Origin of the sequence: Streptomyces sp. MP131-18 (assembly GCF_001984575.1) — a bacterium.
Classification (GTDB): domain Bacteria; phylum Actinomycetota; class Actinomycetes; order Streptomycetales; family Streptomycetaceae; genus Streptomyces; species Streptomyces johnsoniae.
Map to the genome: position 1 here is coordinate 6775694 of NZ_LZNS01000001.1, position 22366 is coordinate 6798059.

Annotated in this window: 21 protein-coding genes; 17 read left to right on the forward strand and 4 right to left on the reverse strand. The window is 73.4% G+C overall.

Going from position 1 to position 22366, the window contains the following annotated elements:
- Positions 1-81 precede the first annotated feature (81 nt).
- The 12 genes from STBA_RS30255 (at position 82) to der (ending at position 13168) form a co-directional block, all read left to right on the forward strand.
- Positions 82-726, forward strand: a complete 645-nt coding sequence (locus STBA_RS30255) for an NUDIX hydrolase (protein ID WP_077062231.1) — start codon at positions 82-84, stop codon at positions 724-726.
- Positions 727-780: 54 nt separating this feature from the next.
- Positions 781-2961, forward strand: coding sequence for a tetratricopeptide repeat protein (locus tag STBA_RS30260; RefSeq protein ID WP_077062232.1), 2181 nt, complete (start codon positions 781-783; stop codon positions 2959-2961).
- 77 nt (positions 2962-3038) lie between these two features.
- Positions 3039-4154, forward strand: coding sequence for an alanine dehydrogenase (ald, locus tag STBA_RS30265; RefSeq protein ID WP_171987912.1), 1116 nt, complete (start codon positions 3039-3041; stop codon positions 4152-4154).
- A gap of 342 nt (positions 4155-4496) precedes the next feature.
- Positions 4497-5666 (forward strand): ParA family protein, encoded by a 1170-nt coding sequence (locus STBA_RS39100; RefSeq protein WP_077062234.1) that lies wholly within the window; start codon positions 4497-4499, stop codon positions 5664-5666.
- Entirely contained in the window at positions 5663-6235 is a 573-nt protein-coding gene (locus STBA_RS30275) for a hypothetical protein (RefSeq protein ID WP_171987914.1), read from the forward strand. The genes STBA_RS39100 and STBA_RS30275 overlap by 4 nt, the downstream gene beginning before the upstream one ends.
- On the forward strand, positions 6225-7433 hold the full coding sequence (locus tag STBA_RS30280; RefSeq protein WP_253195113.1) for a segregation/condensation protein A: 1209 nt from the start codon (positions 6225-6227) through the stop codon (positions 7431-7433). The genes STBA_RS30275 and STBA_RS30280 overlap by 11 nt, the downstream gene beginning before the upstream one ends.
- Complete coding sequence (gene scpB, locus STBA_RS30285; protein ID WP_077062236.1) at positions 7430-8068, forward strand: SMC-Scp complex subunit ScpB; 639 nt, start codon at positions 7430-7432, stop codon at positions 8066-8068. Before STBA_RS30280 ends, scpB begins: the two co-directional genes overlap by 4 nt.
- Positions 8068-9036 carry a pseudouridine synthase gene (locus STBA_RS30290; protein ID WP_077062237.1) on the forward strand — a complete coding sequence of 323 codons (969 nt, stop codon included), beginning with the start codon at positions 8068-8070 and terminating at the stop codon, positions 9034-9036. The genes scpB and STBA_RS30290 overlap by 1 nt, the downstream gene beginning before the upstream one ends.
- Before the next feature lie 42 nt (positions 9037-9078).
- Positions 9079-10164 carry a prephenate dehydrogenase gene (locus STBA_RS30295; protein ID WP_077062238.1) on the forward strand — a complete coding sequence of 362 codons (1086 nt, stop codon included), beginning with the start codon at positions 9079-9081 and terminating at the stop codon, positions 10162-10164.
- Positions 10165-10317: 153 nt separating this feature from the next.
- Complete coding sequence (gene cmk / locus STBA_RS30300; protein ID WP_077063714.1) at positions 10318-11007, forward strand: (d)CMP kinase; 690 nt, start codon at positions 10318-10320, stop codon at positions 11005-11007.
- The gene (locus STBA_RS30305; protein WP_077063715.1) at positions 11004-11642 is read left to right on the forward strand and encodes a lysophospholipid acyltransferase family protein; all 639 of its coding nucleotides are present in this window, start codon (positions 11004-11006) and stop codon (positions 11640-11642) included. Before cmk ends, STBA_RS30305 begins: the two co-directional genes overlap by 4 nt.
- Positions 11643-11701: 59 nt before the next feature.
- The gene (gene der, locus STBA_RS30310; protein ID WP_077062239.1) at positions 11702-13168 is read left to right on the forward strand and encodes a ribosome biogenesis GTPase Der; all 1467 of its coding nucleotides are present in this window, start codon (positions 11702-11704) and stop codon (positions 13166-13168) included.
- 28 nt (positions 13169-13196) lie between these two features.
- Here the strand turns inward: der and STBA_RS30315 are convergent, their stop codons facing one another.
- Positions 13197-13496, reverse strand: coding sequence for a hypothetical protein (locus STBA_RS30315; protein WP_253195115.1), 300 nt, complete (start codon positions 13494-13496; stop codon positions 13197-13199).
- Between the two features lie 122 nt (positions 13497-13618).
- A complete protein-coding gene (locus STBA_RS30320) occupies positions 13619-14443 on the reverse strand; it encodes a hypothetical protein (protein WP_171987818.1) in 825 nt (274 codons plus the stop codon).
- Positions 14444-14864: 421 nt separating this feature from the next.
- On the opposite strand from STBA_RS30320, the gene STBA_RS30325 reads away from it, so the two are divergent.
- Positions 14865-15080: a hypothetical protein gene (locus tag STBA_RS30325; RefSeq protein ID WP_077062241.1), complete on the forward strand. Its 216-nt coding sequence runs from the start codon at positions 14865-14867 to the stop codon at positions 15078-15080.
- A 50-nt stretch (positions 15081-15130) separates the two neighbouring features.
- Here the strand turns inward: STBA_RS30325 and STBA_RS30330 are convergent, their stop codons facing one another.
- Positions 15131-16090, reverse strand: coding sequence for a phosphatase PAP2 family protein (locus tag STBA_RS30330; protein ID WP_107485139.1), 960 nt, complete (start codon positions 16088-16090; stop codon positions 15131-15133).
- A gap of 376 nt (positions 16091-16466) precedes the next feature.
- Between STBA_RS30330 and STBA_RS30335 the strand changes: the two genes are divergently transcribed.
- The 3 genes from STBA_RS30335 (at position 16467) to STBA_RS30345 (ending at position 20551) form a co-directional block, all read left to right on the forward strand.
- The gene (locus STBA_RS30335; RefSeq protein ID WP_079252237.1) at positions 16467-18044 is read left to right on the forward strand and encodes an MFS transporter; all 1578 of its coding nucleotides are present in this window, start codon (positions 16467-16469) and stop codon (positions 18042-18044) included.
- A 10-nt stretch (positions 18045-18054) separates the two neighbouring features.
- Positions 18055-19242, forward strand: a complete 1188-nt coding sequence (locus STBA_RS30340; protein WP_077062242.1) for an acyl-CoA dehydrogenase family protein — start codon at positions 18055-18057, stop codon at positions 19240-19242.
- A 136-nt stretch (positions 19243-19378) separates the two neighbouring features.
- Positions 19379-20551 carry a glycosyltransferase family 39 protein gene (locus STBA_RS30345; protein WP_253195302.1) on the forward strand — a complete coding sequence of 391 codons (1173 nt, stop codon included), beginning with the start codon at positions 19379-19381 and terminating at the stop codon, positions 20549-20551.
- A 37-nt stretch (positions 20552-20588) separates the two neighbouring features.
- Here STBA_RS30345 and sepF read toward each other — a convergent pair whose 3' ends face one another.
- Positions 20589-21032, reverse strand: a complete 444-nt coding sequence (gene sepF, locus STBA_RS30350; protein ID WP_077062243.1) for a cell division protein SepF — start codon at positions 21030-21032, stop codon at positions 20589-20591.
- A 370-nt stretch (positions 21033-21402) separates the two neighbouring features.
- Here sepF and STBA_RS30355 point away from each other — a divergent pair, with 370 nt between their 5' ends.
- Positions 21403-22323 (forward strand): S1 family peptidase, encoded by a 921-nt coding sequence (locus STBA_RS30355; protein ID WP_077062244.1) that lies wholly within the window; start codon positions 21403-21405, stop codon positions 22321-22323.
- Positions 22324-22366: the final 43 nt, after the last annotated feature.

Below are 22366 nucleotides of genomic sequence, written 5' to 3' on the forward strand. Positions count from 1 at the left end.
GTTCCGTCCGGTGCCCCGCGACGCGGCCCGTCGCGGGGTGCCGTGCCGGACGGGGGCCGTGGGCGGGGCAGACTTGGGGCCATGACCGAGCAGCCCCGCGAGTTCCTCGCCGACACCCCGGAACGCTGGTCCGTGACCGCCACGGACACTCCGTTCACGGGCAACAAGACCAGCGTCCGCGCCGACGACGTGGTGATGCCCGACGGCTCCGCCGCCCGCCGCGACTACCAGGTGCACCCCGGTTCCGTCGCCGTTCTCGCCCTCGACGAACGGGACCGGGTGGTCGTCATCGAGCAGTACCGCCACCCCGTCCGCCACAAGCTCTGGGAGATCCCCGCCGGGCTCCTCGACGTCCCCGGCGAGAATCCCCTGCACGCCGCGCAGCGGGAGCTGTACGAGGAGGCGCACGTGAAGGCCGAGGACTGGCGCGTGCTCGCCGACGTCTACACCACACCTGGCGGCAGCGACGAGGCCGTGCGCGTCTTCCTGGCCAGGGAGTTGTCGGAGGCCGAGGGCGAACGGTTCGAGGTGTTCGGCGAGGAGGCCGACATGCGGCACGACCGGGTGCCGGTGGCGGATCTGGTGCGCGGCGTGCTCGCCGGCCGGCTGCACAACACCTGCCTGGCCGTGGGCGTGCTGGCGCTCCAGGCCGCCCGCGCCGGCGACGGCATCGAGTCGCTGCGCCCCGCCAACGCGCCCTGGCCGGCCCGCCCGTTCCCGGCCTGACGTGTCCTGACCGGCCCCTGCCGCGGCGTGGCATACGCTCGGCCCGTGACGGATGTGACCGAACAGACAGTCACCGGCGGGGCCGGCTCTCCCGGATTCCTCGGCCGCAGAAGTGAGCTGGCCGCGCTGCACTCCGACGTGGAGAAGGCCGGCCTCGACACCCTCGCGGGCCGCCCCGTGGCCCGCGGCCGGGTCCTGCTGATCGCCGGCCGTCCCGGCAGCGGGAGAACGGCGCTGGCCGAGGAGTTCGCCGCCGAGATCAGCAGCGGCGCCGACTACCCGGACGGGCTGCTGCGCGCCCGGCTGACCGAGCCGGGCGGCAGCCCGGTGCCCGTCGAACGCGTCGCGCGCGACCTGCTGACGGAGCTGGGCGCCGACGCCCCGCCCGGGGCCGACGAGGACGAGCTGGCCGACATCCTGCGCGAGGCGCTCGACGGGCGCCGCGTCGTGCTGCTGCTCGACGACGTCTGCAGCGCCGAGCAGCTCGCCGAGCTGGTGCCCGACCACCGCGACTGCCTGGTGGTCGCCGTCTCCCGCGGGCCGCTTCCCAAGGTGCCCGACGTCCGCCCCTGCACCATCGGCGCCCTGGACCGGATCACCGCCGTGTCGCTGCTGGAGCGGGGCGCGGGCGATGTCCGCATCACCGTGGACCCCGGCGCGGCCGACACCCTGGCCGAGTCGTGCGGCCACCAGCCCGCCGCCCTCGTTCTCGTGGCCGGCTGGCTGGCCGCGCACCCGGAGGCCACCGTCGCCGACGCCGTGCGGCGCATGGCGGAGGCGGGGGATGCCGTGGCCGCCTCAGGCGAGGCGGCCGAGCAGGAGGCGGACGAGGACGCCGCCCCGCCCCCTTCCTCCGCCCCGCCCGGCTACCCGGCCCCGCCCCCGTACCCGCCGCCCGACGCCGCGGACGAGCCGCTGCGCCGCGCGTTCCGCCTCGCGTACGCCACGCTGCCCGCGCCCGCGGCCCGGATGCTGCGGCTGCTCGCGCTGGCCCCGGCGGGCCTGGTCGACGCGCACACCGCCGCCGCCCTGGCCGGCTGCCCCGTGCCGACCGCCCGCACCGCCCTGGCCGGCTTCGCCGCCGCGGGGCTGCTGCGGCCTGTGCCCGCCCGCGAGGGCGCGGGCGGCGGCGCCCAGTACCTGGTGCCCGGCTGCCTGGACGCGCTGTTGCGGGCGCTGCTGCACGCCGGGGACCGGCCCGCGGAGATCCTGCTCGCGCGCGCCCGCATGCTGGAGCGGACCGTCCGGCTGCTGCGCGCCTGCCACGCGGTCACCGAGCCGCAGGGCACGCCGGCCCGCGCGTGGCTGGCCGGCCTGCCCGGCTCCCTCCGGTTCGCCGGGCGCGCCGAGGCGGCCGGCTGGCTGGCCTCCCGGCAGTCGGCGCTGCTGGCCGCCGCACGCCTGGTCGTGGCGGACGGGCAGCTCGACACGCTCGCCCGCCGCCTGGTGAGCGCCCTCAGCCGCGCTCTGATCGCCCACCGCGGCGCGGAGGCGGCGGCCCCGGAGCTGTACCGGCTGCACGAGCTGGTGCTCGGCGTCGCCGAGCGCCAGAACCTGCCGAGGGAACGTGCCGCCGCGCTGCTCAACCTCGGCGACATCGACGCTCGCACGGGCCGCCTGGCCGAGGCCCTTCAGCGGTACCGGGCCGCTCTGGAGGCGGCCAGGAGCGAACGGGACCAGGCCGACCCGCTGGCCGTCGGCCGCACCCTGGAGTCCATCGCGGGCACCTACGCGGAGCTCGGCGACTGGCAGCGGGCGGCCGACTGGTACAGCAGGGCCGTCGCGCTCGCCCAGTCCCGCGGCGACCTGCTCGCGCAGGCGCGGCTGCACGGCCGCATCGCCGCCGCGTGGACCTACACCGGCAACTGGCCCGAGGCGCTGCGCGCCTGGCGCGCTGCCGCCGCTGCGCACCGCAGGACGGGGGACGCGCGTGCCCACGCGCGGGCTGTCGCGGAGACGGCGCGGGTGCAGGAGTACGCGGGCAGGCCGGAGGAGGCGGGGCGCACGGGGGAGGAGGCGCTGCGGCTGGCGGAACGGTCGGGCGACCGCCGCCTCCAGGCCGCGCTGCGCCTGCGCCTCGCCGACAGCGCCGACCGGCTCGGCCACTCCGCGGCCGCCGCCGCCCACCGTTCCGCGGCACAGGCGCTCCTGGCCGGGACTCGCCCGGTGGAATCCTCTGTGACTACAGAGGGAAACACTAATGAAACAGAGCTAGAGTCGCCGAAACTTGACTGAAAGCAAGGCTGTACATCGGTCAATCCTTCATTAGACTGGCTGCCGTAACCCTCCGTGACGCAAGGACCGTGATCGACGTGAAGGTCGGCATCCCCCGTGAGGTCAAAAACAACGAGTTCCGCGTGGCCACCACCCCGGCCGGAGTGCATGAGCTCGTCACCGGCGGACACCAGGTTCACGTGGAGCGGGGCGCCGGCCTCGGCTCCGCCATTCCCGACGACGAGTACGCCGCGGCCGGGGCCGAGCTGGCCGCGGACGCCGACGAGGTGTGGGCCAGGGCGGACCTGGTCCTGAAGGTCAAGGAGCCGGTGGCCGAGGAGTACCACCGGCTGCGCAAGGACCAGGTGCTGTTCACCTACCTCCATCTGGCCGCCTCCCGTGCGTGCACCGACGCGCTGCTGCGCTCCGGCACCACGGCCATCGCCTACGAGACGGTCGAGGGGCCGGGCCGCCAGCTCCCGCTGCTGGCCCCGATGTCCGAGGTGGCCGGGCGGATCGCGCCGCAGGTGGGCGCCTACCACCTGATGCGTTCCGCCGGCGGGCGCGGCGTGCTGCCCGGCGGCGTGCCCGGCACGCCGGCGGCCTCCGCGGTCGTCATCGGCGCCGGGGTCTCGGGGTGGAACGCCACGCAGATCGCGGTCGGCATGGGCTTCCAGGTCACCGTCCTGGACAAGGACATCGCCAAGCTCCGCGAGGCCGACCGGATCTTCGGCACGCAGGTGCGGACCGTGGCCGCCAACGCCTTCGAGGTCGAACGGGCGGTGCTCGCCGCCGACCTTGTCGTCGGCGCGGTCCTCGTGCCGGGGGCCAGGGCGCCCAAGCTGGTGTCCAACGAGACGGTGGCGCGCATGAAGCCGGGGAGTGTTCTTGTCGACATCGCGATCGACCAGGGCGGCTGTTTCGCCGACTCGCGCCCTACGACGCACGCGGACCCCACGTTCGCGGTCCACGACTCGCTCTTCTACTGCGTCGCCAATATGCCTGGCGCGGTGCCGAGCACGTCCACCCACGCGCTCACCAGCGCGACGCTGCCGTATATCGTGGAGCTGGCCAACCAGGGCTGGCAGCAGGCCGTTCGCCGTGACCCGGCGCTCGCCGCGGGGGTCAATGTGCACGACGGCCACGTCGTCTGCGGCCCGGTGGCGCAGGCGCACGACCTGCCGCACGCGGAGTTGCACGCGGTGCTCGGCTGACGCGCGGGCGCGGTCAACTCCCGGCGTCAACATCGGGAATGTCACACCACGCCGGGCGCGATCCCGGCGCGTCGGCGCGGAGCGGGCGTCGCGCGCGCCGTCGCGCGGTGGCCAACTCGTCGCGAACGTAGTGCTTTAACCGATTCGTGCGCCGTTGAATCGTCCCACTGACGCGTCTTGTGGCCTTGACAACCGAATGTTCGAGGCCCGACACATCCGTGCCGGTCCGGCGGATTGTGTTGCTGCGAACCACCGACACGCCATAGAGTCGCCAAACGTCGGCATGGTGCAACGCTGACCCTGTCTAGAAGTTTCCTGGTCCCCAAGGAGGTAAGACGACTTGTGAATGAGTCGACAATTACTCCCCGGGGGGGACAACCAGGGGTCCCGGAGCGGCATCAGGGCGCCTCGGAGCCGGCGGGCCACAGGAGCTCCGTCGCTGTCCATTCCTACGCAACCCACCAGAGCCCACCGAGCATGACAGCGCATCAGAGCACGGACAGCCATGACGCCAATGCCATGGCAGGAGACCGAACGGGCGGCGAGGCCGGCCGTTTCCCCGACTACGAAGAGCTTCCGGACGGGCAGTTCTACGACCCGGACGCGGAGTACGAGCCCGATCCCGAGTACGCGGCCACCATCGCCCCCGACGCGGCCCGGCAGCGCCGGGAGCGCATCGGACCGACCGGCCGTCCGCTGCCGTACTTCCCCATTCCCGGGCCGCTCACCGAGCGCGGTCCGGCCAAGATCATCGCCATGTGCAACCAGAAGGGCGGGGTCGGCAAGACGACCTCGGCCATCAATCTGGGGGCCGCGCTGGCGGAGTACGGCCGCCGTGTGCTGCTGGTCGACTTCGACCCGCAGGGCGCGCTGTCCGTCGGCCTCGGGGTCAACCCGATGGAGCTCGACCTCACCATCTACAACCTGCTCATGGAGCGGGGGATGGCGCCGGACGAGGTGCTGCTGAAGACGGCGGTCGCCGGTATGGACCTGCTGCCGAGCAACATCGACCTCTCGGCGGCCGAGGTGCAGCTCGTCAGCGAGGTGGCCCGCGAGTCCACCCTCCAGCGGGCGCTGCAACCGCTTGTCAGCGACTATGACTTCGTCATCATCGACTGCCAGCCCTCCCTGGGCCTCCTCACGGTGAACGCGCTTACCGCGGCGCACAAGGTGATCGTTCCGCTCGAGTGCGAGTTCTTCGCCCTGCGCGGGGTGGCGCTGCTCACCGAGACGATCGAGAAGGTGCAGGAGCGGCTGAACCCGGAGCTGCGCCTGGACGGCATCCTGGCGACGATGTACGACTCCCGTACGGTGCACAGCCGGGAGGTACTCGCCCGGGTCGTGGAGGCGTTCGACGACAACGTCTACCACACCGTCATCGGGCGCACCGTCCGCTTCCCCGAGACCACGGTCGCGGGGGAGCCGATCACCACGTACGCCTCCAACTCGGTGGGGGCGGCGGCGTATCGCCAGCTGGCCAGGGAGGTGCTCGCCCGGTGCCACGCCGAGTGAGTCTCCCGGCGGCCGACGAACTGTTCCGTAGTACCGGAGGGGCCGCGGTGCAGCCCTCGTCCCCTCCCGAGAACGCCGGCGGCACCGCCGAGAGCCCTTCCGCGCCGCGGGTGCCCTCCCCCTCCCCGGGGGAGCAGGCGCCCGGCGCTGAGGAGGGCGAGGGCACGCGGCAGCAGGAGCCGAAGACCGCGGGCCGCACGCCGGGCGCGGGCCGCGAGGCGGCCGTGCCCGGGCAGCCCAAGCGCGAGCCCGCCGGCCGTCAGACGCCGTCCGGCGCGGGCAAGAGCGCCCGGGCGAACAGCGCGGGCGCCGCACCGGCGAACGAACGGCGCCGCGGGCGCAGCCCTCGCCGCCCCAGCGGGCGTGAGCGCCACGACGAGAAGATCACGGTCTACGTCTCCGCCGAGGAGCTGATGGACCTGGAGCACGCCAGGCTGGTGCTGCGCGGCGAGCACGGTCTCGCCGTGGACCGCGGCCGCATCGTGCGCGAGGCCGTCGCCGTCGTCCTGGCCGATCTGGAATCCCGCGGCGACGCGAGCATCCTCGTGCGCCGCCTGCGTGGCCGCTGACCCCCGGGTGACCACCCCGGCACGCCCCCGGCGCCTGCTCGGCCGCGGCCCGGGAACGCAGTTTCCCGAAGCCGCTCCCGCGCCCGCCGGTGAAACTCCCGAGGAGCCGGCCGATGCCGGTGCCGGGGCTCCGGGGGCGGGCGCCGAGCCGCCACCGCCCGCGACGGCGGAGGAGCCCCCCGAGCCGGTGGAGCACGGCCCGGGCGCGGTAGGCGAGGTGGCGGCCGGGGCCGAGGAAGCCGCCGCAGACCCGGAGGAGTCCGCGGGCGGTGCCCAGGACGCGGACGACGGGCGGTTCAAGGTCGTTCTCGAAAACTTCGAGGGCCCGTTCGACCTGCTGCTCCAGCTCATCTCCCGGCACAAGCTGGACGTCACCGAGGTCGCTCTCTCCCGCGTCACCGACGAGTTCATGGCCCACATCCGTGCCATGGGCCCGGACTGGGACCTCGACCAGACCACCGAGTTCCTGGTGGTCGCGGCCACCCTGCTGGACCTGAAGGCCGCCAGGCTGCTGCCCACCGCCGAGGTCGAGGACGAGGCCGACCTGGCGCTGCTGGAGGCCCGCGACCTCCTCTTCGCGCGGCTGCTCCAGTACCGCGCCTACAAGCGGGTCGCGGACATCTTCAACGACCGCCTGGCCGCGGAGGCCAGCCGCCATCCGCGCACCGTCGGCCTCGAACCGCACCACGCCGAGCTGCTGCCCGACGTCGTCATCCGTATCGGCCCCGAGGGGTTCGCCCGCCTCGCGGTGAAGGCCATGCAGCCCAAGCCGAAGCCGCAGGTGTACGTCGACCACATCCACGCCCCGCTGGTCAGCGTCCGCGAACAGGCCGAGGTCGTCGTCGCGCGGCTGAAGGAGCTGGGCCGGGCCGACTTCGCCGAGCTGACCCGCGACGCCCCGGACACGCTCACCGTCGTGGCCCGCTTCCTCGCCCTGCTCGAGCTGTACCGGGAGCGTGCCGTGACGCTCGACCAGGACGAGGCGCTCGGCCCGTTGATCATCAGCTGGCAGGGGGCCGAGCCGGGGCGTCCGCTGGTCACCGACGAGTTCGACCAGGACGAGGCGCTCGGCCCGTTGATCATCAGCTGGCAGGGGGCCGAGCCGGGGCGTCCGCTGGTCACCGACGAGTTCGACCAGGCCGTGCCGCAGGAGACGGCGGACGGGGCCCGGGAGGAAGGAAAGGCGCAGCTCCCATGAGCGAGGACACCACCGCCGCGGCACCGCCCGCGCAGCCGCCGCTGAAGCCCTGGCTGGAAGCGGTTCTCATGGTCGTCGACGAGCCGGCCACCGAGGAGCACCTGGCGAAGGTCCTCGACCGGCCGCGGCGCGCGGTGGCGGCCGCGCTGCGCGAGCTGGCCGACGAGTACACGCGCGAGGGCCGCGGCTTCGAGCTGCGGCTGATCGCGGGTGGCTGGCGCTACTACACCAGGCCCGAGTACGCGGCGGCCGTCGAGGGCTTCGTCCTGGACGGCCAGCACGCCCGGCTCACGCAGGCCGCCCTGGAGACGCTGGCGGTCGTCGCCTACCGGCAGCCGGTCACCCGTTCCCGGGTCTCCGCCGTCCGCGGCGTGAACTGTGACGGCGTCATGCGCACCCTGCTCCAGCGCGGGCTGGTGGCCGAGGCGGGCACCGAACCCGAAACAGGTGCGATCCTGTATGTGACGACGCACTACTTCCTGGAGCGGATGGGCCTGCGCGGCCTTGACGAGCTACCCGAGCTGGCGCCCTTCCTCCCCGAGGCCGAGCAGGTCGAGGGCGAGAGCCAGGAGGGAGTGCCGTCGTTCGACGTGGACGAAGAAGACGACACCGGCGACTCCCCAACGGATCATTGATGCGAAGCAGCGGCAGGAACAGCAACCGGAACTACCGGGGCGCGGGCAACAGCCGCGACGACCGGCAGCAGAGCTCGGGCCGGCCCCGACCGGAGGAGCGCAGGTACGGCAGCGGCGGCGGCCCGGCGCCGCGCAAGAAGCGGGCCGCCCCGGCGCGTTCCCGCGAGTACGACGCGCAGATCGAGGAGCGCAACCGCGCGCGCCACGACAAGCCGGCGCCGCGCCTCCCCAAGACGTTCGGCGACCAGGAGGGCGAGCGCCTCCAGAAGGTGCTGGCCCGCGCCGGGCTCGGCTCCCGGCGGGCGTGCGAGGAGCTGATCGACCAGGCCAGGGTCGAGGTGAACGGCAAGATCGTCACCTCCCAGGGGCGGCGGGTGGACCCGGACAAGGACGAGATCAGGGTGGACGGCCTGACCGTCGCCACCCAGTCGCACCTGTTCTTCGCGCTGAACAAGCCGGTCGGCGTCGTCTCCTCGATGGAGGACCCCGACGGCAGGCAGTGCCTTGGCGACTACGTGCAGAACCGCGAGACGCGGCTGTTCCACGTGGGCCGGCTCGACACCGACACCGAGGGCCTGATTCTGCTGACGAACCACGGTGAGCTGGCCCACCGCCTCACACACCCCAAGTACGGCGTGACCAAGGGCTACCTCGCCGCCATCCAGGGGCCCATCCCGCGCGACCTCGGCAAGCGGCTGAAGGCGGGCGTGGAGCTGGAGGACGGCTACGCCCGCGCCGACAGCTTCCGGGTCGTGCAGAACACCGGGCGCAACTACCTGGTCGAGGTCTCGCTGCACGAGGGCCGCAAGCACATCGTGCGCCGCATGCTCGCCGAGGCGGGCTTCCCGGTGGACAAGCTGGTCAGGACCAGGTTCGGGCCGATCGTGCTGGGCGACCAGAAGTCGGGCTGGCTGCGGAGGATGACCAACACCGAGGTGGGCCGGCTGATGCGCGAGGTGGGCCTGTAAGGGGCGGCCCTGCGCCGCCGCCCGCGGCACTACGCTGGAACGATGCGCACCGCCCTCGTCATCGGCACCGGCCTGATCGGTACCTCCCTCGCCCTCGCCCTCTCCGGCCGGGGCGTGCGGGTGCACCTGGCCGATACCGACCCGGACCGGTCCCGCACGGCCGCCGCCCTCGGCGCCGGTACCGAGGAGCCGCCCGAGGGCCGGGTCGACCTCGCGGTGATCGCCGTGCCGCCCGCCCTGATCGCCACCACCGTGGCCGGTCTCCAGCGCCGCGGCGCGGCCCGCGCCTACGCGGACGTCGGCAGCGTCAAGGGCGGCCCGCGCCGCGAGCTGGCCGGTCTGGGCGGCGACACGGCCTCCTACCTCGGCTCGCACCCCATGGCGGGCCGGGAGCGCTCCGGGCCGCTGGCCGCCACCGCCGACCTCTTCGAGGGCAGGCCGTGGGTGCTCACGCCCACGCCGGACACCGAGACCGAGGTGCTGAACCTCGTACTCGAGCTGGTCGCGCTGTGCCGCGCGGTGCCCGTCGTCATGGACGCGGACGCGCACGACCGGGCCGTCGCGCTGGTCTCGCACGCTCCGCAGCTGCTGTCCAGCCTGCTGGCCGCGCGGCTCGGCACCGCGGACGAGTCCGCGGTGCGGCTGTGCGGGCAGGGGGTCCGGGACGTGACCAGGCTGGCGGCCTCTGAGCCCCGCATGTGGCTGGACATCCTCGCGGCCAACCCGGGGCCCGTCGCCGACGTCCTCTCCGAGCTGGCCGCGGACCTGGAGGAGACCATCCGCTCGCTGCGCGCGCTCGAGGCCGCGGACGAGGCCAAGCGCGAGGGCGGCGCCGCGGGCATCGAGGCCGTGCTGCGGCGGGGGAACGCGGGCCGGGAGCGGGTGCCGGGCAAGCACGGAGCCGCGCCGGCCGCGTATGAGACGGTGGCGGTGCTCATCACGGACCAGCCGGGCGAGCTGGCCCGCATCTTCGCCGACGCCGGGCGGGCCGGGGTCAATATCGAGGATGTGCGCATCGAGCATGCCACCGGGCAGCAGGCCGGTCTCGTTCAGCTGATGGTCGAGCCGGTGTCCGCGCCCGTCCTGATCGCGTCGCTGCGCGAGCGGGGATGGTCGATCCGGCAGTAGGGCCGCCACCCGGGTGCCGGTACGCTTCTTCTGGTGAGGGCCCTTTTCTTGAACGGGGCGTCGGCCCTTGCCGGGGGCGCCGGCCCCTCCATGCCTCTCCCGCGCCGAGCATGAGGCGCACGGGACCCGTCTTTGAGAAAGGTGCGCACCGCCGTGGCTGAATCCTCCGTCATCGTCGCCATCGATGGCCCCTCCGGCACGGGAAAGTCCAGCACCTCCAAGGCCGTCGCCACGCGCCTGTCCCTCGGCTTCCTCGACACCGGCGCCCAGTACCGGGCCATGACGTGGTGGATGCTGGCCAACGGCATCGACGTCAAGGACCCCGTGGCCGTCGCCGGCGCCTGCGACAAGCCCCTGATCGTTTCCGGCACCGACCCCAAGGGGCCCACCATCACGGTGGACGGCGCGGACGTCTCGGCGCCGATCCGCACCTCCGAGGTCACCGCGGCGGTCAGCGCGGTGAGTGCCGTTCCCGAGGTGCGGGCCCGGATCACCGAGCTGCAGCGGACCATCGCGGCCGAGGCCCCCGGCGGCATCGTCGTCGAGGGCCGGGACATCGGCACCACGGTGCTGCCCGCCGCCGACGTCAAGGTTTTCCTGACCGCCTCACCCGAGGTGCGGGCCGCGCGGCGCAGCGCGGAGCTGAAGGGGAAGGACGCGGCCGACGTGGCCGCCACCCGGGAGGCGCTCGTCAAGCGGGACGCGGCCGACTCCGGCCGCAAGGCGTCGCCGCTGGCCAAGGCGGACGACGCGGTGGAGGTGGACACCAGCGAGCTGACGCTCGGGCAGGTCGTCGAGTGTGTGGTCATCCTGGTCGAAGAGTGGAAGCGGCGGGCACGGTGACCCCGCCCGCCGCCCGCGGCGCGGCGGCCGGACGCCGCCTGTCGGTCGGCGTGATCCACACCGTGTGGCGGCCCCGCGTACTCGGCGCCTGGCGGGTGCCCGCGGCAGGCCCCGTCATCCTCGCCGTCAACCACGCGCACAATGTCGACGGCCCGGTGCTGATGGGCACCGCGCCGCGCCCGGTGCACTTCCTCGTCAAGCAGGAGGCGTTCATCGGGCCGCTGGGCACGTTCCTGCGCGGCATCGGCCAGATCGGGGTCGACAGGTCGGGCGCCGACCGCGCCGCCGTCACCTCCGCGCTCGCGGTGCTCGACGCGGGCGGGGTGCTCGGCATCTTCCCGGAAGGGACCCGCGGCGTCGGGGACTTCGCCGCGCTGCGCTCGGGCCTGGCCTACTTCGCGCTGCGCGCGCAGGCGCCCGTCGTGCCCGTCGTCGTGCTCGGCAGCGGCGAGCGGCGGGGCCGGGTCATACCGGCGCTCCCGGCCGCGCGCTCCCGCATCGACGTGGTGTTCGGCGAGCCGGTCACCGTCGGTGGCGGGCGGCGCACCCGGGCGGCGCTCGACGAGGCGACGGCGCGCCTCCAGGAGCGCCTGGCCGCCCATCTGCGCGACGCCAGGCGCCGCACGGCCCGCTAGGGTCGGCCGTGCGTCCTCCACGCACTCAATCAACGGACACGGACGAGGTACAGGACTCCATGAACGACCAGAACCACCCGGGCAGCGCGGACGCGCACGGCGCGCTCGGCGACGCCGAGTACGCGGAGTTCATGGAGCTCGCCAGGGAGCAGGGCTTCGACGCCGAGGACATCGAGGGCGATCTCGCCGCGGCGGCGGCCGGCCCGCTGCCGGTGCTCGCCGTCGTCGGGCGGCCGAATGTCGGCAAGTCGACCTTGGTCAACCGGATTCTCGGCCGCCGCGAGGCCGTCGTCGAGGACCGGCCCGGCGTCACCAGGGACCGCGTCACCTACGAGGCCGAGTGGGCCGGGCGGCGCTTCAAGGTGGTCGACACCGGCGGCTGGGAGCAGGACGTGCTGGGCATCCAGGCGTCCGTCGCCGCCCAGGCCGAGTTCGCCATCGAAACCGCCGACGCCGTGGTCCTCGTCGTGGACGCCACGGTGGGCGCGACCGACACCGACGAGGCCGTGGTCAAGCTGCTGCGCAGGGCAGGCAAGCCCGTCGTGCTGTGTGCCAACAAGGTCGACGGCTTCTCGATGGAGTCCGACGCCACCTACCTGTGGTCACTCGGCCTCGGCGAGCCGCACCCCGTCTCCGCCCTGCACGGCCGCGGCACGGGCGACATGCTCGACGCGGTGCTCGCGGTCATGCCGGACGCGCCGGCCGAGACGTTCGGCGACACGACTGGCGGCCCGCGCCGCATCGCGCTGATCGGGCGGCCGAATGTCGGCAAGTCGTCCCTGCTGAACAAGGTGGCGCGCGAGGAGCGGGTGGTCGTCGACCCCGTGGCCGGGACCACGAGGGACCCGGTGGACGAGCTGATCGAGCTGGGCGGGAAGACCTGGCGATTCGTCGACACCGCGGGCATCAGGCGGCGGGTCCACCTCCAGGACGGCGCGGACTACTACGCCTCGCTGCGTACCGCCGCCGCCCTGGAGAAGGCGGAGGCCGCGGTGGTCCTGATCGATGTCAACGAGCCGATCAGCGTGCAGGACACCCGCATCATCACCATGGCCGTGGAGGCCGGCCGGGCCCTGGTGATCGCCTACAACAAGTGGGACGTCATGGACGAGGAGCGCCGGTTCTACCTGGAGCGGGAGATCGAGCAGGAGCTGGTCCAGGTGCAGTGGGCGCCGCGGGTCAACATCTCGGCGCACACCGGCCGGCACGTCGAGAAGCTGGTGCCGGCCGTCGAGACGGCGCTGGAGAGCTGGGAGAGCCGGGTACCGACCGGGAAGCTGAACGGCTTCCTCGGCCAGCTCGTCGCCTCCCACCCGCATCCGGTGCGCGGCGGGAAGCAGCCGCGGATTCTGTTCGGCACCCAGGCGGGCACGCGGCCCCCGCGCTTCGTGCTCTTCGCCTCCGGGTTCCTCGAAGCGAACTACCGCCGCTTCATCGAGCGCCGGCTGCGCGAGGAGTTCGGCTTCGAGGGCTCGCCGATCCAGGTCTCGGTCCGCGTGCGGGAGAAGCGCGGCCGGCGGAAGTGACGCCCCCCTGGCGCTGCCAGGAGCCGCCTCAGCGGCTCCTGGCAGCCTCGTGCGGGTCGCCGCCGCGCCGCCCGCCGGGGGGCAGTGCGGCCGGGCTCAGCCGCGCCGCCTGGGGGGTCCCGATGCCGCCGTACCCGGCGTAGCCGGGCTCACGCCAGCGCCAACTGCCCGCGCCCACGCCGTAGCTGGTCGAGAACGCCACGAAGCGCAGGTCCTCCTCGCCCGTGCGGTCCCCCGGCAGCGCCCGGAACAGCCTGCGGTACTCGGCGCACAGGGCGTCGTAGATGGGCGTCGCCGAGGGCGCCGGCCGCTCGTAGGACGAACGCATGCCGGGGATGTGCCGGTGGCTGGGCTGGGACCTGGGGGGTTCGTAAGCGTGCACATCGGTCCAACGAGCGGGCGCCGCGCCGGATGCGGTCCTGTCCCCCGATCGTCCTGCCGGCGTGCCGCTCAGGTGCCCGCGAGGGGCATGGCGGCGGCGACCAGGGTGCCGCCGGCGGCGGCCTTCTCCAGGGCGTCGCGGAGCAGGTCCTCCCGCGGCTGCTGCCCGATGGAGCCGGCGGGCGCGGCGTACACGAGCACGGTGTGCCGCTGGTTGGCGCTGGCCCGCCAGCCGTCGGTCAGGGTGAGCGGCTGGTGCGCCTGCCACCAGGCGCTCGGCTGGCCGCCGGCCGGATTGCCCTGGAGGACGGCGTGCAGCTGGCCCATGGCGATGAGCACCGACCAGCCGGGCAGCAGCGACGGCTCGGTGGCGACGTTCGTGACGGGCAGGAAGCCCGCCTCGATCAGCAGCGGCAGGAAGTCGTCGCCCGGCCCCGTGGAGCCGGGGCGGGCGATCGGGCCCGTGGGTTCGACGACGATCGCCGGGTGCAGGTCGTTGCCGAGCAGGATCTGCCCGCAGGTCACGCCGAGGACGGCCTGACCGGTCTCGCCGGCGTCACCGGCCGCCGCGGCCGGCGACGCCGGGGACACCGGTGCGGCGGGTGCGGGCACGGCGGTCTGGCCGGTGATGGACCGCACGGCGCCCTGGAGTTGCTCCTCGGAGACGGAGACCACTTGGGAGGGGATGCAGGAGGCGTGGGCGAACGCGAGCACCGCCGTCTCCCCGCCGACGAACAGGACCGTGCTGGTGCGCTCCTGTCCCGGGTTGCCAGGGGTGCGGCATGAGGTGCAGTCATAGCTGCCCGGGGCGTTCTCGCCGGCGAGCAGGCGATCGGCTTCTTCGTCGCCGATCTCGGCGCGTACGTCGTCGCTGACGTCGAGCAAGGGGGACACTGTCGGCTCCTCGGTTGGGGGTCTTCCCCGCGCTCCGCGGCGGGGTGCCCCGTGCACAACGGCGGGAGCCGCGCGGGGTCACGCCGGGTGGGCCGGAATCGAACGGCGAGTCGTCCGTCGTCGCGAACCCCGCACGGGTGAGCGACCTCCCGCCGGTGGTGAGCTGCTATAAACCATCCGTTCACCGTGTTCACAGAAAAGGTGAATGCGAGGCGTTCACAACGGGCCTGCCGCATTCGCCTCACCGGCCTCTCGGAATTACATGCGAAGGGCGGTGACGCCATTAAGGGCGGCCCATTAATTACAGAACGTGCACGTTACGCCGAACGGGTGGGCGGGGGGTTCGCTGTGACACAAGCGTGACAGTCCCCTGATCCTGGCGGGACTTCCGGGTGGTCGGACGAAGCCGTACGGTGGCGGCATGGCACCGATTCCGCGTCCGCCGAGGACCCCCGACGACAGCCCCGAGGAGTACGTCGGCCTGGACGCCGACGCGGCGGAGCGGCGGGCCCACGACCGCGGGTGGCCCCGCGTCCGGCGCCTCGCACCGGACGCGATCATCACCATGGAGCACATGCCGGGCCGGCTCAACCTCGCGGTGCGCGACGGCCACGTCGTCCGCTGCTGGCACGGCTGACGGCGGCTTGACGGCGGCTCACGGGCGGCCGGCGCGGCCCCCGCGCCGCGTCAGTGGCTGCTGACCGGCCGCGCCGGGTGCTCGGGGCAGCTCGGGTGCGTGCGGCCCGGCTGCCGCAGCCGCCCCCCGTTCACCCCGCGGGGTGCGGTGCCGGCCCGGCTCCCGGCCGTCACCGCGGGCTCCGTGCGCGACCGCGGCTCCTCGGATGTGCGGCCGGCCGTGGCGGGCAGGTGCTGCTGCACGTCGAAGGCGGGCACGGCGCCGCGCGACTGCCCCGGCACCCCGTAGAGCCGGTCCCGCAGCAGGAACGCGTAACGTTCGACCGTCGCGATCAGCGGCTCGCACCAGGGCAGGGCCAGCAGCACGAGCAGTCCGGCCGCCCAGCCGAGGAGCACGTCGCTCACCCAGTGGGTGCCGAGGTAGACGGTGGTGGCCCCCACGCCGAGCGCGAAAACCGCGGCGATGACCGACAGCGTCCGTCTGGCCCGGGGGGTGGTGGCCAGGTAGGCGAGGATGCCCCAGGTCACAACGGCGTTGGCGGTGTGTCCTGAGGGAAATATATCGCCGGTCAGCCACATCTCGTTCGAACCGATGACGTTGGCGTAGTGCGGGCCCTCGCGGCCCATCCCCAGCTTCGCGGCGCCGACCGAGACGTTGAGCAGGAGCAGGGCGCTGGCCATCACCAGCAGCGGGCGCAGCGTCCGCTGCCGCCAGCAGCGCCAGCCGAGCCACGCGGCGATCAGCACGGCCGTGGGGCCGCGCTGGCCCAGGACGACGAAATAGTCCAGAAACGCGTGCATGCCGGGCCACTGCTTGTACGGCCGGAACAGCATCACCTGCCAGTCCAGGTCGACCAGCCAGGTGGTCGACCACACCGCCGCCACGATCACCGCGTAGAACCCCAGGGTGGCCCACAGGAGCATCAAGCGGGTACGGCTCATAACAGGAGCCGGCACGTTCGGCGGCTGCGGCTCCTGTTCGAGGCGGGCTAGGAATCGGTCGGTACGCACACTCGTCAGATTACAGCCCGTGATAGCGGGCTTCCTGCTGCGGCCCGCCTTCGTAATGGCGATGTGATGTAGGGCTGACATTTTCCGCCATCCTATTTCCCGGCTTTACGAAATTCCGGGAGGCCCGGATTTGCCGTGACGGGTGGTGCGGAACGGGCTTCCGCCGTCGCATTCCGCGGCAATGCCCAGGTGAACAACGTGCACTGCGCGTTACCCGCCGCGGTGCCCGGGGGCGGGCGGGGGAGCGGTGGGTTGAGGGGACCGGGCTGTCGTAGTCTGTCTGACCATCTGCCCTCTTCACCGTGCCCGGCGCGCGCGCACCGCCGGGTTTCCCCCGCGGTGGCGAGGGGACGGCGCAAGACAGGGAGGTGCGTTGATGTCCGGGGCGACCCCGCCCGGAATCCCCGCTCAGGACCGCAGCCGCTGGACGGTTCTCGTCGTCCTCTGTGCCAGCCTGCTCCTCGTCGCCGTCGACGCCACCGTGCTGCACGTCGCCGTGCCCGCCGTGAGCGAGGACCTGCGGCCGAGCGGCGTGGAACTGCTGTGGATCGTCGACGTCTACCCGCTGGCCTGCGCGGCGCTGCTCATCCTCTTCGGCACCCTCGGCGACCGCGTCGGGCGGCGCCGGGTGCTGCTGATCGGCTACGCCTGCTTCGCCCTCGCCTCCGCGCTCGCCGCCTGGGCCGCCACCCCCGCGGTGCTGATCCTGGCCCGCGGGCTGCTCGGCGTCGGCGGCGCGATGATCATGCCCGCCACGCTCTCGATCCTGCGGCAGGTCTTCCCCGACCGGCGCGAACGGGCGCTGGCCATCGGCATCTGGAGCGCGGTCGCGGCCGTGGGCGCCGCGATAGGTCCGCTGGTCGGGGGCGTGCTCCTGGAACACTTCTGGTGGGGATCGGTCTTCCTGATCAACATTCCGCTGATGGCCGTGTGCCTGCCGGTCGGCGCGCTGGTGCTGCCGGAGTCCACCGGCGACCGGCGGGGACCGTGGGACGTGGGCGGCGCGCTGCTGGCCGCGGCCGGTCTCTTCGCCGTGATCCTCGCGGTCAAACGGGCCGGCGGCGGCGACCTGTTCACCCCGGGCACCGCGGCCGCGGCGGGGCTCGGCTGCGGACTCCTGGCCGCGTTCGTGCGCAGGCAGCGGCGGCGCCGGGAGCCGCTGATCGACCTGTCCGCGTTCTCCCGGCCGGCGTTCGGCACCTCGGTGGGCTGCATCGTGCTCACGGTGCTGTCCCTGGTGGGCCTGGCCCTGGTCGCCGCCCAGTACCTGCAACTCGTCCTCGGTCTTTCCCCGTTGCAGACCGGGCTGCGGCTGCTGCCGCTGAGCCTGGCCGCGATCGCCGCCGGGCTGGCCGGCTCCCGCATGCTCCAGCGTCTCGGCCCGCGCCGCATGGTCGCGCTGGGCTTCGCGCTGACGGCGGTGGCCGTGCTGACGCTGACCTGCCTGGACGACCACGACCGCCCGCTGGTCATGTCCGTCGGCTTCGTGCTGCTCGGCTTCGGCCTGGAGACCACGCTGTTCGGGTCGTACGAGTCGATGCTCAGCGACGTTCCGGCGGGGCAGGCCGGGGGAGCGGCGGCCGTCGGGGAGACCGCCTACCAGTTCGGGGGCGGCCTCGGCATCGCCCTGCTCGGCAGTGTCATGAACGCCATGTACGCGCCCGCGGTGCGCCGGGTGGACGGCGTCGGTGCGGCGGACACCGAGTCGGCCGGGCACTCGCTGGGCGAGGCGCTCACCGTGGCGGCCAGGATCGGCGGCGACCCCGGGGATGCGCTGCGGGACGCGGCGCGCGACGCGTTCGTGCACGGGATGCACATGACGCTGCTGGCCAGCGCGCTGCTGCTGGTCGCGGGCGCGCTCGCGGCGCTGCGCCTGCCGCGCGAGCTGACCGGCCACACCGCGCGGGACGAGAAGGACCTGACGCTCTTGCCGAGCGGGGTTACCCGCCCATAACGTCGGCGCCATGGCTGCCGGAACCCTGCCCCCGTTCGACCCCGCGGACCCGCTCGGCATCGACGACTTGCTCGACGACACGGACCGCGCGCTGCGGGCGACCGTGCGCGCGTGGGCCCGTGACCGGGTGCTGCCGCACATCGCCGAGTGGCACGAGCGGGGTGAGCTGCCCGACGTCCGCGGTCTGACCAAGGAGCTGGGCTCGCTCGGTGCGCTGGGCATGACGCTCGACGGCCATGGCTGCGCCGGGGCGTCGGCCGTGCAGTACGGTCTGGTCTGCCTGGAGCTCGAGGCCGTCGACTCCGCGGTGCGTTCGCTGGTCTCGGTGCAGGGCTCGCTCGCGATGTACGCGATCCACCGGTTCGGTTCGGCGGAGCAGCGCGAGGGCTGGCTGCCGTCGATGGCCGCGGGGGAGGCGATCGGCTGCTTCGCGCTGACCGAGCCCGACCACGGCTCGGACCCGGCCGGGATGCGGACCCGTGCCGAACGGGACGGCGGCGACTGGGTGCTGACCGGCAGGAAGATGTGGATCACCAACGGCTCGGTGGCTTCGGTCGCCGTCGTCTGGGCCCGGACGGAGGACGGCATCCGCGGCTTCGTGGTGCCCGCCGGCACCCCGGGCTTCTCGGCGTCCGACATCCGGCACAAGGGTTCGCTGCGTGCCTCGGTCACCAGCGAGCTGGTGCTCGACGGGGTACGGCTGCCCGCCGCGGCCGCGCTGCCGGAGGCGCGCGGGCTGCGCGCACCGCTCGGCTGTCTGAGCCACGCCCGTTACGGCATCGTGTGGGGCGCCCTGGGGGCCGCGCGCACCTGTCTGGAGACCGCGCTCGACTACGCGCGCACCCGCGAGCAGTTCGGCCGGCCGATCGGCGGCTTCCAGCTCACGCAGGCAAAGCTCGCCGACATGGCCGTCGAACTGCACAAGGGGCTGCTGCTCGCCTGGCACCTCGGCCGCCGCCTCGACGCCGGGCGGCTGCGGCCGGAACAGGTCAGTTTCGGCAAGCTGAACAACGTTCGCGAGGCGCTGGCGATCTGCCGGACGGCGCGGACGATCCTCGGCGCGAACGGCATCTCCTACGCGTACCCGGTGATGCGCCACATGGCGAACCTGGAGTCGGTCCTCACCTACGAGGGCACCAGCGAGATGCATCAGCTGATCCTCGGCAAGGCCCTCACCGGCCTGGACGCGTTCGGCTGACCGCATCCGCGGACCGCGGACGCGGGCCGGGTCCGGGGCCGCGGCGGGCATCACCGATAATCGGACCGTGACGGATCTCGCCAGCGCCGGTGCCCTGTCCGGAGAGGCCGGCCCCGACGGACGCGCCGGCCGTACGTTGCGGCGGCTGCGTGCGGTGGCGCCCGCGCTGCTCGGCTTCGCCGCCGTCCGGTTGCTGTGCGTCATGGTGCTGGCGCTGTGGGACCCGGCCGAGGACAAGGGTGTGGTGCGCCTGCTGTCCGGGCGCTGGGACTCCGTCTGGTACGCCAGCATCGCGGACGAGGGCTACGGCCGCACGGTCGTGGCGGACGACGGCGGGGTGCACTCCGACCTGGCCTTCTTTCCGCTGCTTCCCTGGCTGGAACGTGTGATCTCCGCCGTCTCACCGCTCTCCGCGGGCGAGGCCGGCCTGCTGGTGAGCGCCGTCGCCTCGCTCGCCGCGGCCTGGGCGCTCTTCGCCATCGGCGAGCGGCTGTACGGCCGCCGGGCGGGGGTGCTGCTCGCCGTGCTGTGGGCGGCGGTGCCGGTCGGGATCGTTCAGTCGATGGCCTACACCGAGGCGCTGTTCACGGCCCTCGCCGCCTGGTCGTTGTACGCCGTGCTCACCGGGCGGTGGCTGACGGCCGGACTGCTGTCGGCCGCCACGGGGCTCTGCCGGCCGGCCGGGCTCGCGGTGGCCGCCGCGGTGGCCGCGGCCGCGCTGGCGGTGCTGCTCGCCGAACGGGCGGAGCGGCGCGCTGCGGAGCCCGCGGCGGAACGTGCGGCGGGCGTGGCCGCCGGGCCGTGGCCGTGGGCGGCGCACCGGCGCATGCTGGCCGGCGTGCTGCTCGCGCCGCTCGGCTGGGCGGGCTACGTGCTGTGGGTGGGCGCGCGCACCGGCGAGCCGCTCGGCTACCTCCGGGTGCAGGGGGACTGGGGCAACGGGTTCGACGGCGGGTGGGCGTTCGCCCGGTTCATCGGGGACCGGCTGGCCGGCGGCAACCCCGTGGCGGGCCTCGGGCTGTGCGCGGGGGTGGCGCTGCTGCTGTGGGTGTGCGTGCGGTGCGTGCGGATGGGGCTGCCGCTTCCGCTGCTGGTGTACGGCGGGGCGATGGTGGTGCTGGCGCTGTGCGCGGCGGGCTACTTCGGCAGCAAGCCCCGCCTGCTGCTCCCCGCGTTCCCCCTCCTGCTGCCCGCCGCGGTGGCGCTGGCCGGTGCGCGCGCCCGAGTGGTCGCGGTCGTGCTGGTCACGGCCGCGACCGGGGCGGCGCTCTACGGCGCCGTCTGGCTGACCGGCTCTGGGCCGCCGTGACCCGGCGGTCCGGCTCCGCCGTGACGGCGGAGCCGGGTCAGCTCTGGTTGAAGAATCCGCCTTCCGAGGCGTGGCGGCTGTCGCCGCTGACGACCTCGTAGTCGGCCGGGGTCAGCAGGAAGACGCGGGTGGCGACGCGCTCGATGTCGCCGCGCAGCCCGAACGTCAGCCCCGCGGCGAAGTCGACGACGCGCTTGGCGTCGGCGGACTCGAGCACCGTGAGGTTGACGACGACCGGGATGCCGTCCCGGAACAGCTCACCGATGCGGCGGGCGTCCCGGAAGCTGCCGGGGGTGACGGTGGCGATCCTGCCGCCCTGCTCCTCGGCGGCCTCGGCCGCCACCCGGAGCCTTGGGTCCGTCGTCCACGACGGAGCCTTTTCCCCCGGCTCGGGCCCTTCGGCGTACTCATCGTCGTAGTAACGCATCTCGCTGTCGTCGACGAGGCCAAGCCAGGCACTCGCCTTGCGCACCGATCCCATGGTCGCCTCCTCTCTGCTACGCGGTCCCCTACCCGTCCGCGGCCCTCCTATGGTTGACCATGATGCGGACAATGCGCCAAGCGGATAGCCGCTTCGGGCCGCTTTCGTAACGGTTCTGGTGCATACGATGTGCCGTCTCATCAGCGGGATTGGGGTGTCGGGGCGCTGACGGAGAGTAAGTTGTGCACGCCCCGCCAACCGGGTGACACGGGGCGTGTCCGCTGTGACCGAAAGGCGTTCTTGGCAACAGGGCTGACGGCGAGAAGACTCAATGCAGCGCTTGTCAGGAGCATGCCGTACAGCGAGCTCCTGACCAGGCCTCACGGGCCGTTCATCCAGCGGCCCCTGATTCCTTACTGGAGGAAGCCAAGTGAGTTTGAAGCGCACCAACCCCCACAGACGCGGGACCCGACGGCTGGGGCTGACCGCCGCCGCGACGGGCCTGCTCGCCATGGCGGCATTCGTGATGCCGGGCTCCGCCCAGGCGGAGCCCGTGGAGACGTTCTCGGCCTCGCAGCTGGCCGCGGCCAGCGATGCGGTGCTGACCTCGGACGTCGACGGCGGCAAGGCGTGGACGGTCGACGAGGAGACGAACAGGGTTCTGCTCAGCGTCGACGAGACCGTCACGGACGCCGAGGTCGACAGCATCCTGAAGGACGCGGGCTCGCTCGCCGACGCCATCACGGTGGAGCACATGCCGGGCACGCTCGAGCGCTACATCGCGGGCGGCGACGCCATCTACGCCGACGCCGGCTGGCGCTGCTCGGCCGGAGTCAACGTCCAGTCCGGGAGCACGTACTACTTCATCACCGCGGGGCACTGCACCGAGGGCTTCCCCGACTGGTACACGAACTCCTCACTCAGCACCTACATCGGCCCGACGGCGGGCTCCAGCTTCCCGGGCAACGACTACGGGATTGTGCGCTACGACAGCTCGGTGCCGCACCCGGGCACGGTGAACCTGTACAACGGTTCCACGCGTGACATCACCGCCGCGGCCAACGCCTCCAACGGCCAGTCGGTGCAGCGCAGCGGCAGCACCACGGGCCTGCGCAGCGGCACGGTGACCGGGCTGAACTACACGGTCGACTACGGCGGCGGCGACGTCGTCTCCGGGCTGACGCGGACCAACGCCTGTGCCGAAGGCGGGGACAGCGGCGGCCCGTTCTTCTCCGGCAACACCGTGCTCGGCCTGACCTCGGGGGGCAGCGGCAACTGCTCCTTCGGCGGCACGACCTTCTACCAGCCGATCGTGGAAGCTCTCAACGCCTATGGCGTGAGGGTCATCTAGCGCCATCGCGCCGGTAGTGCGCACCGACCGCCCCCGCCCGCGC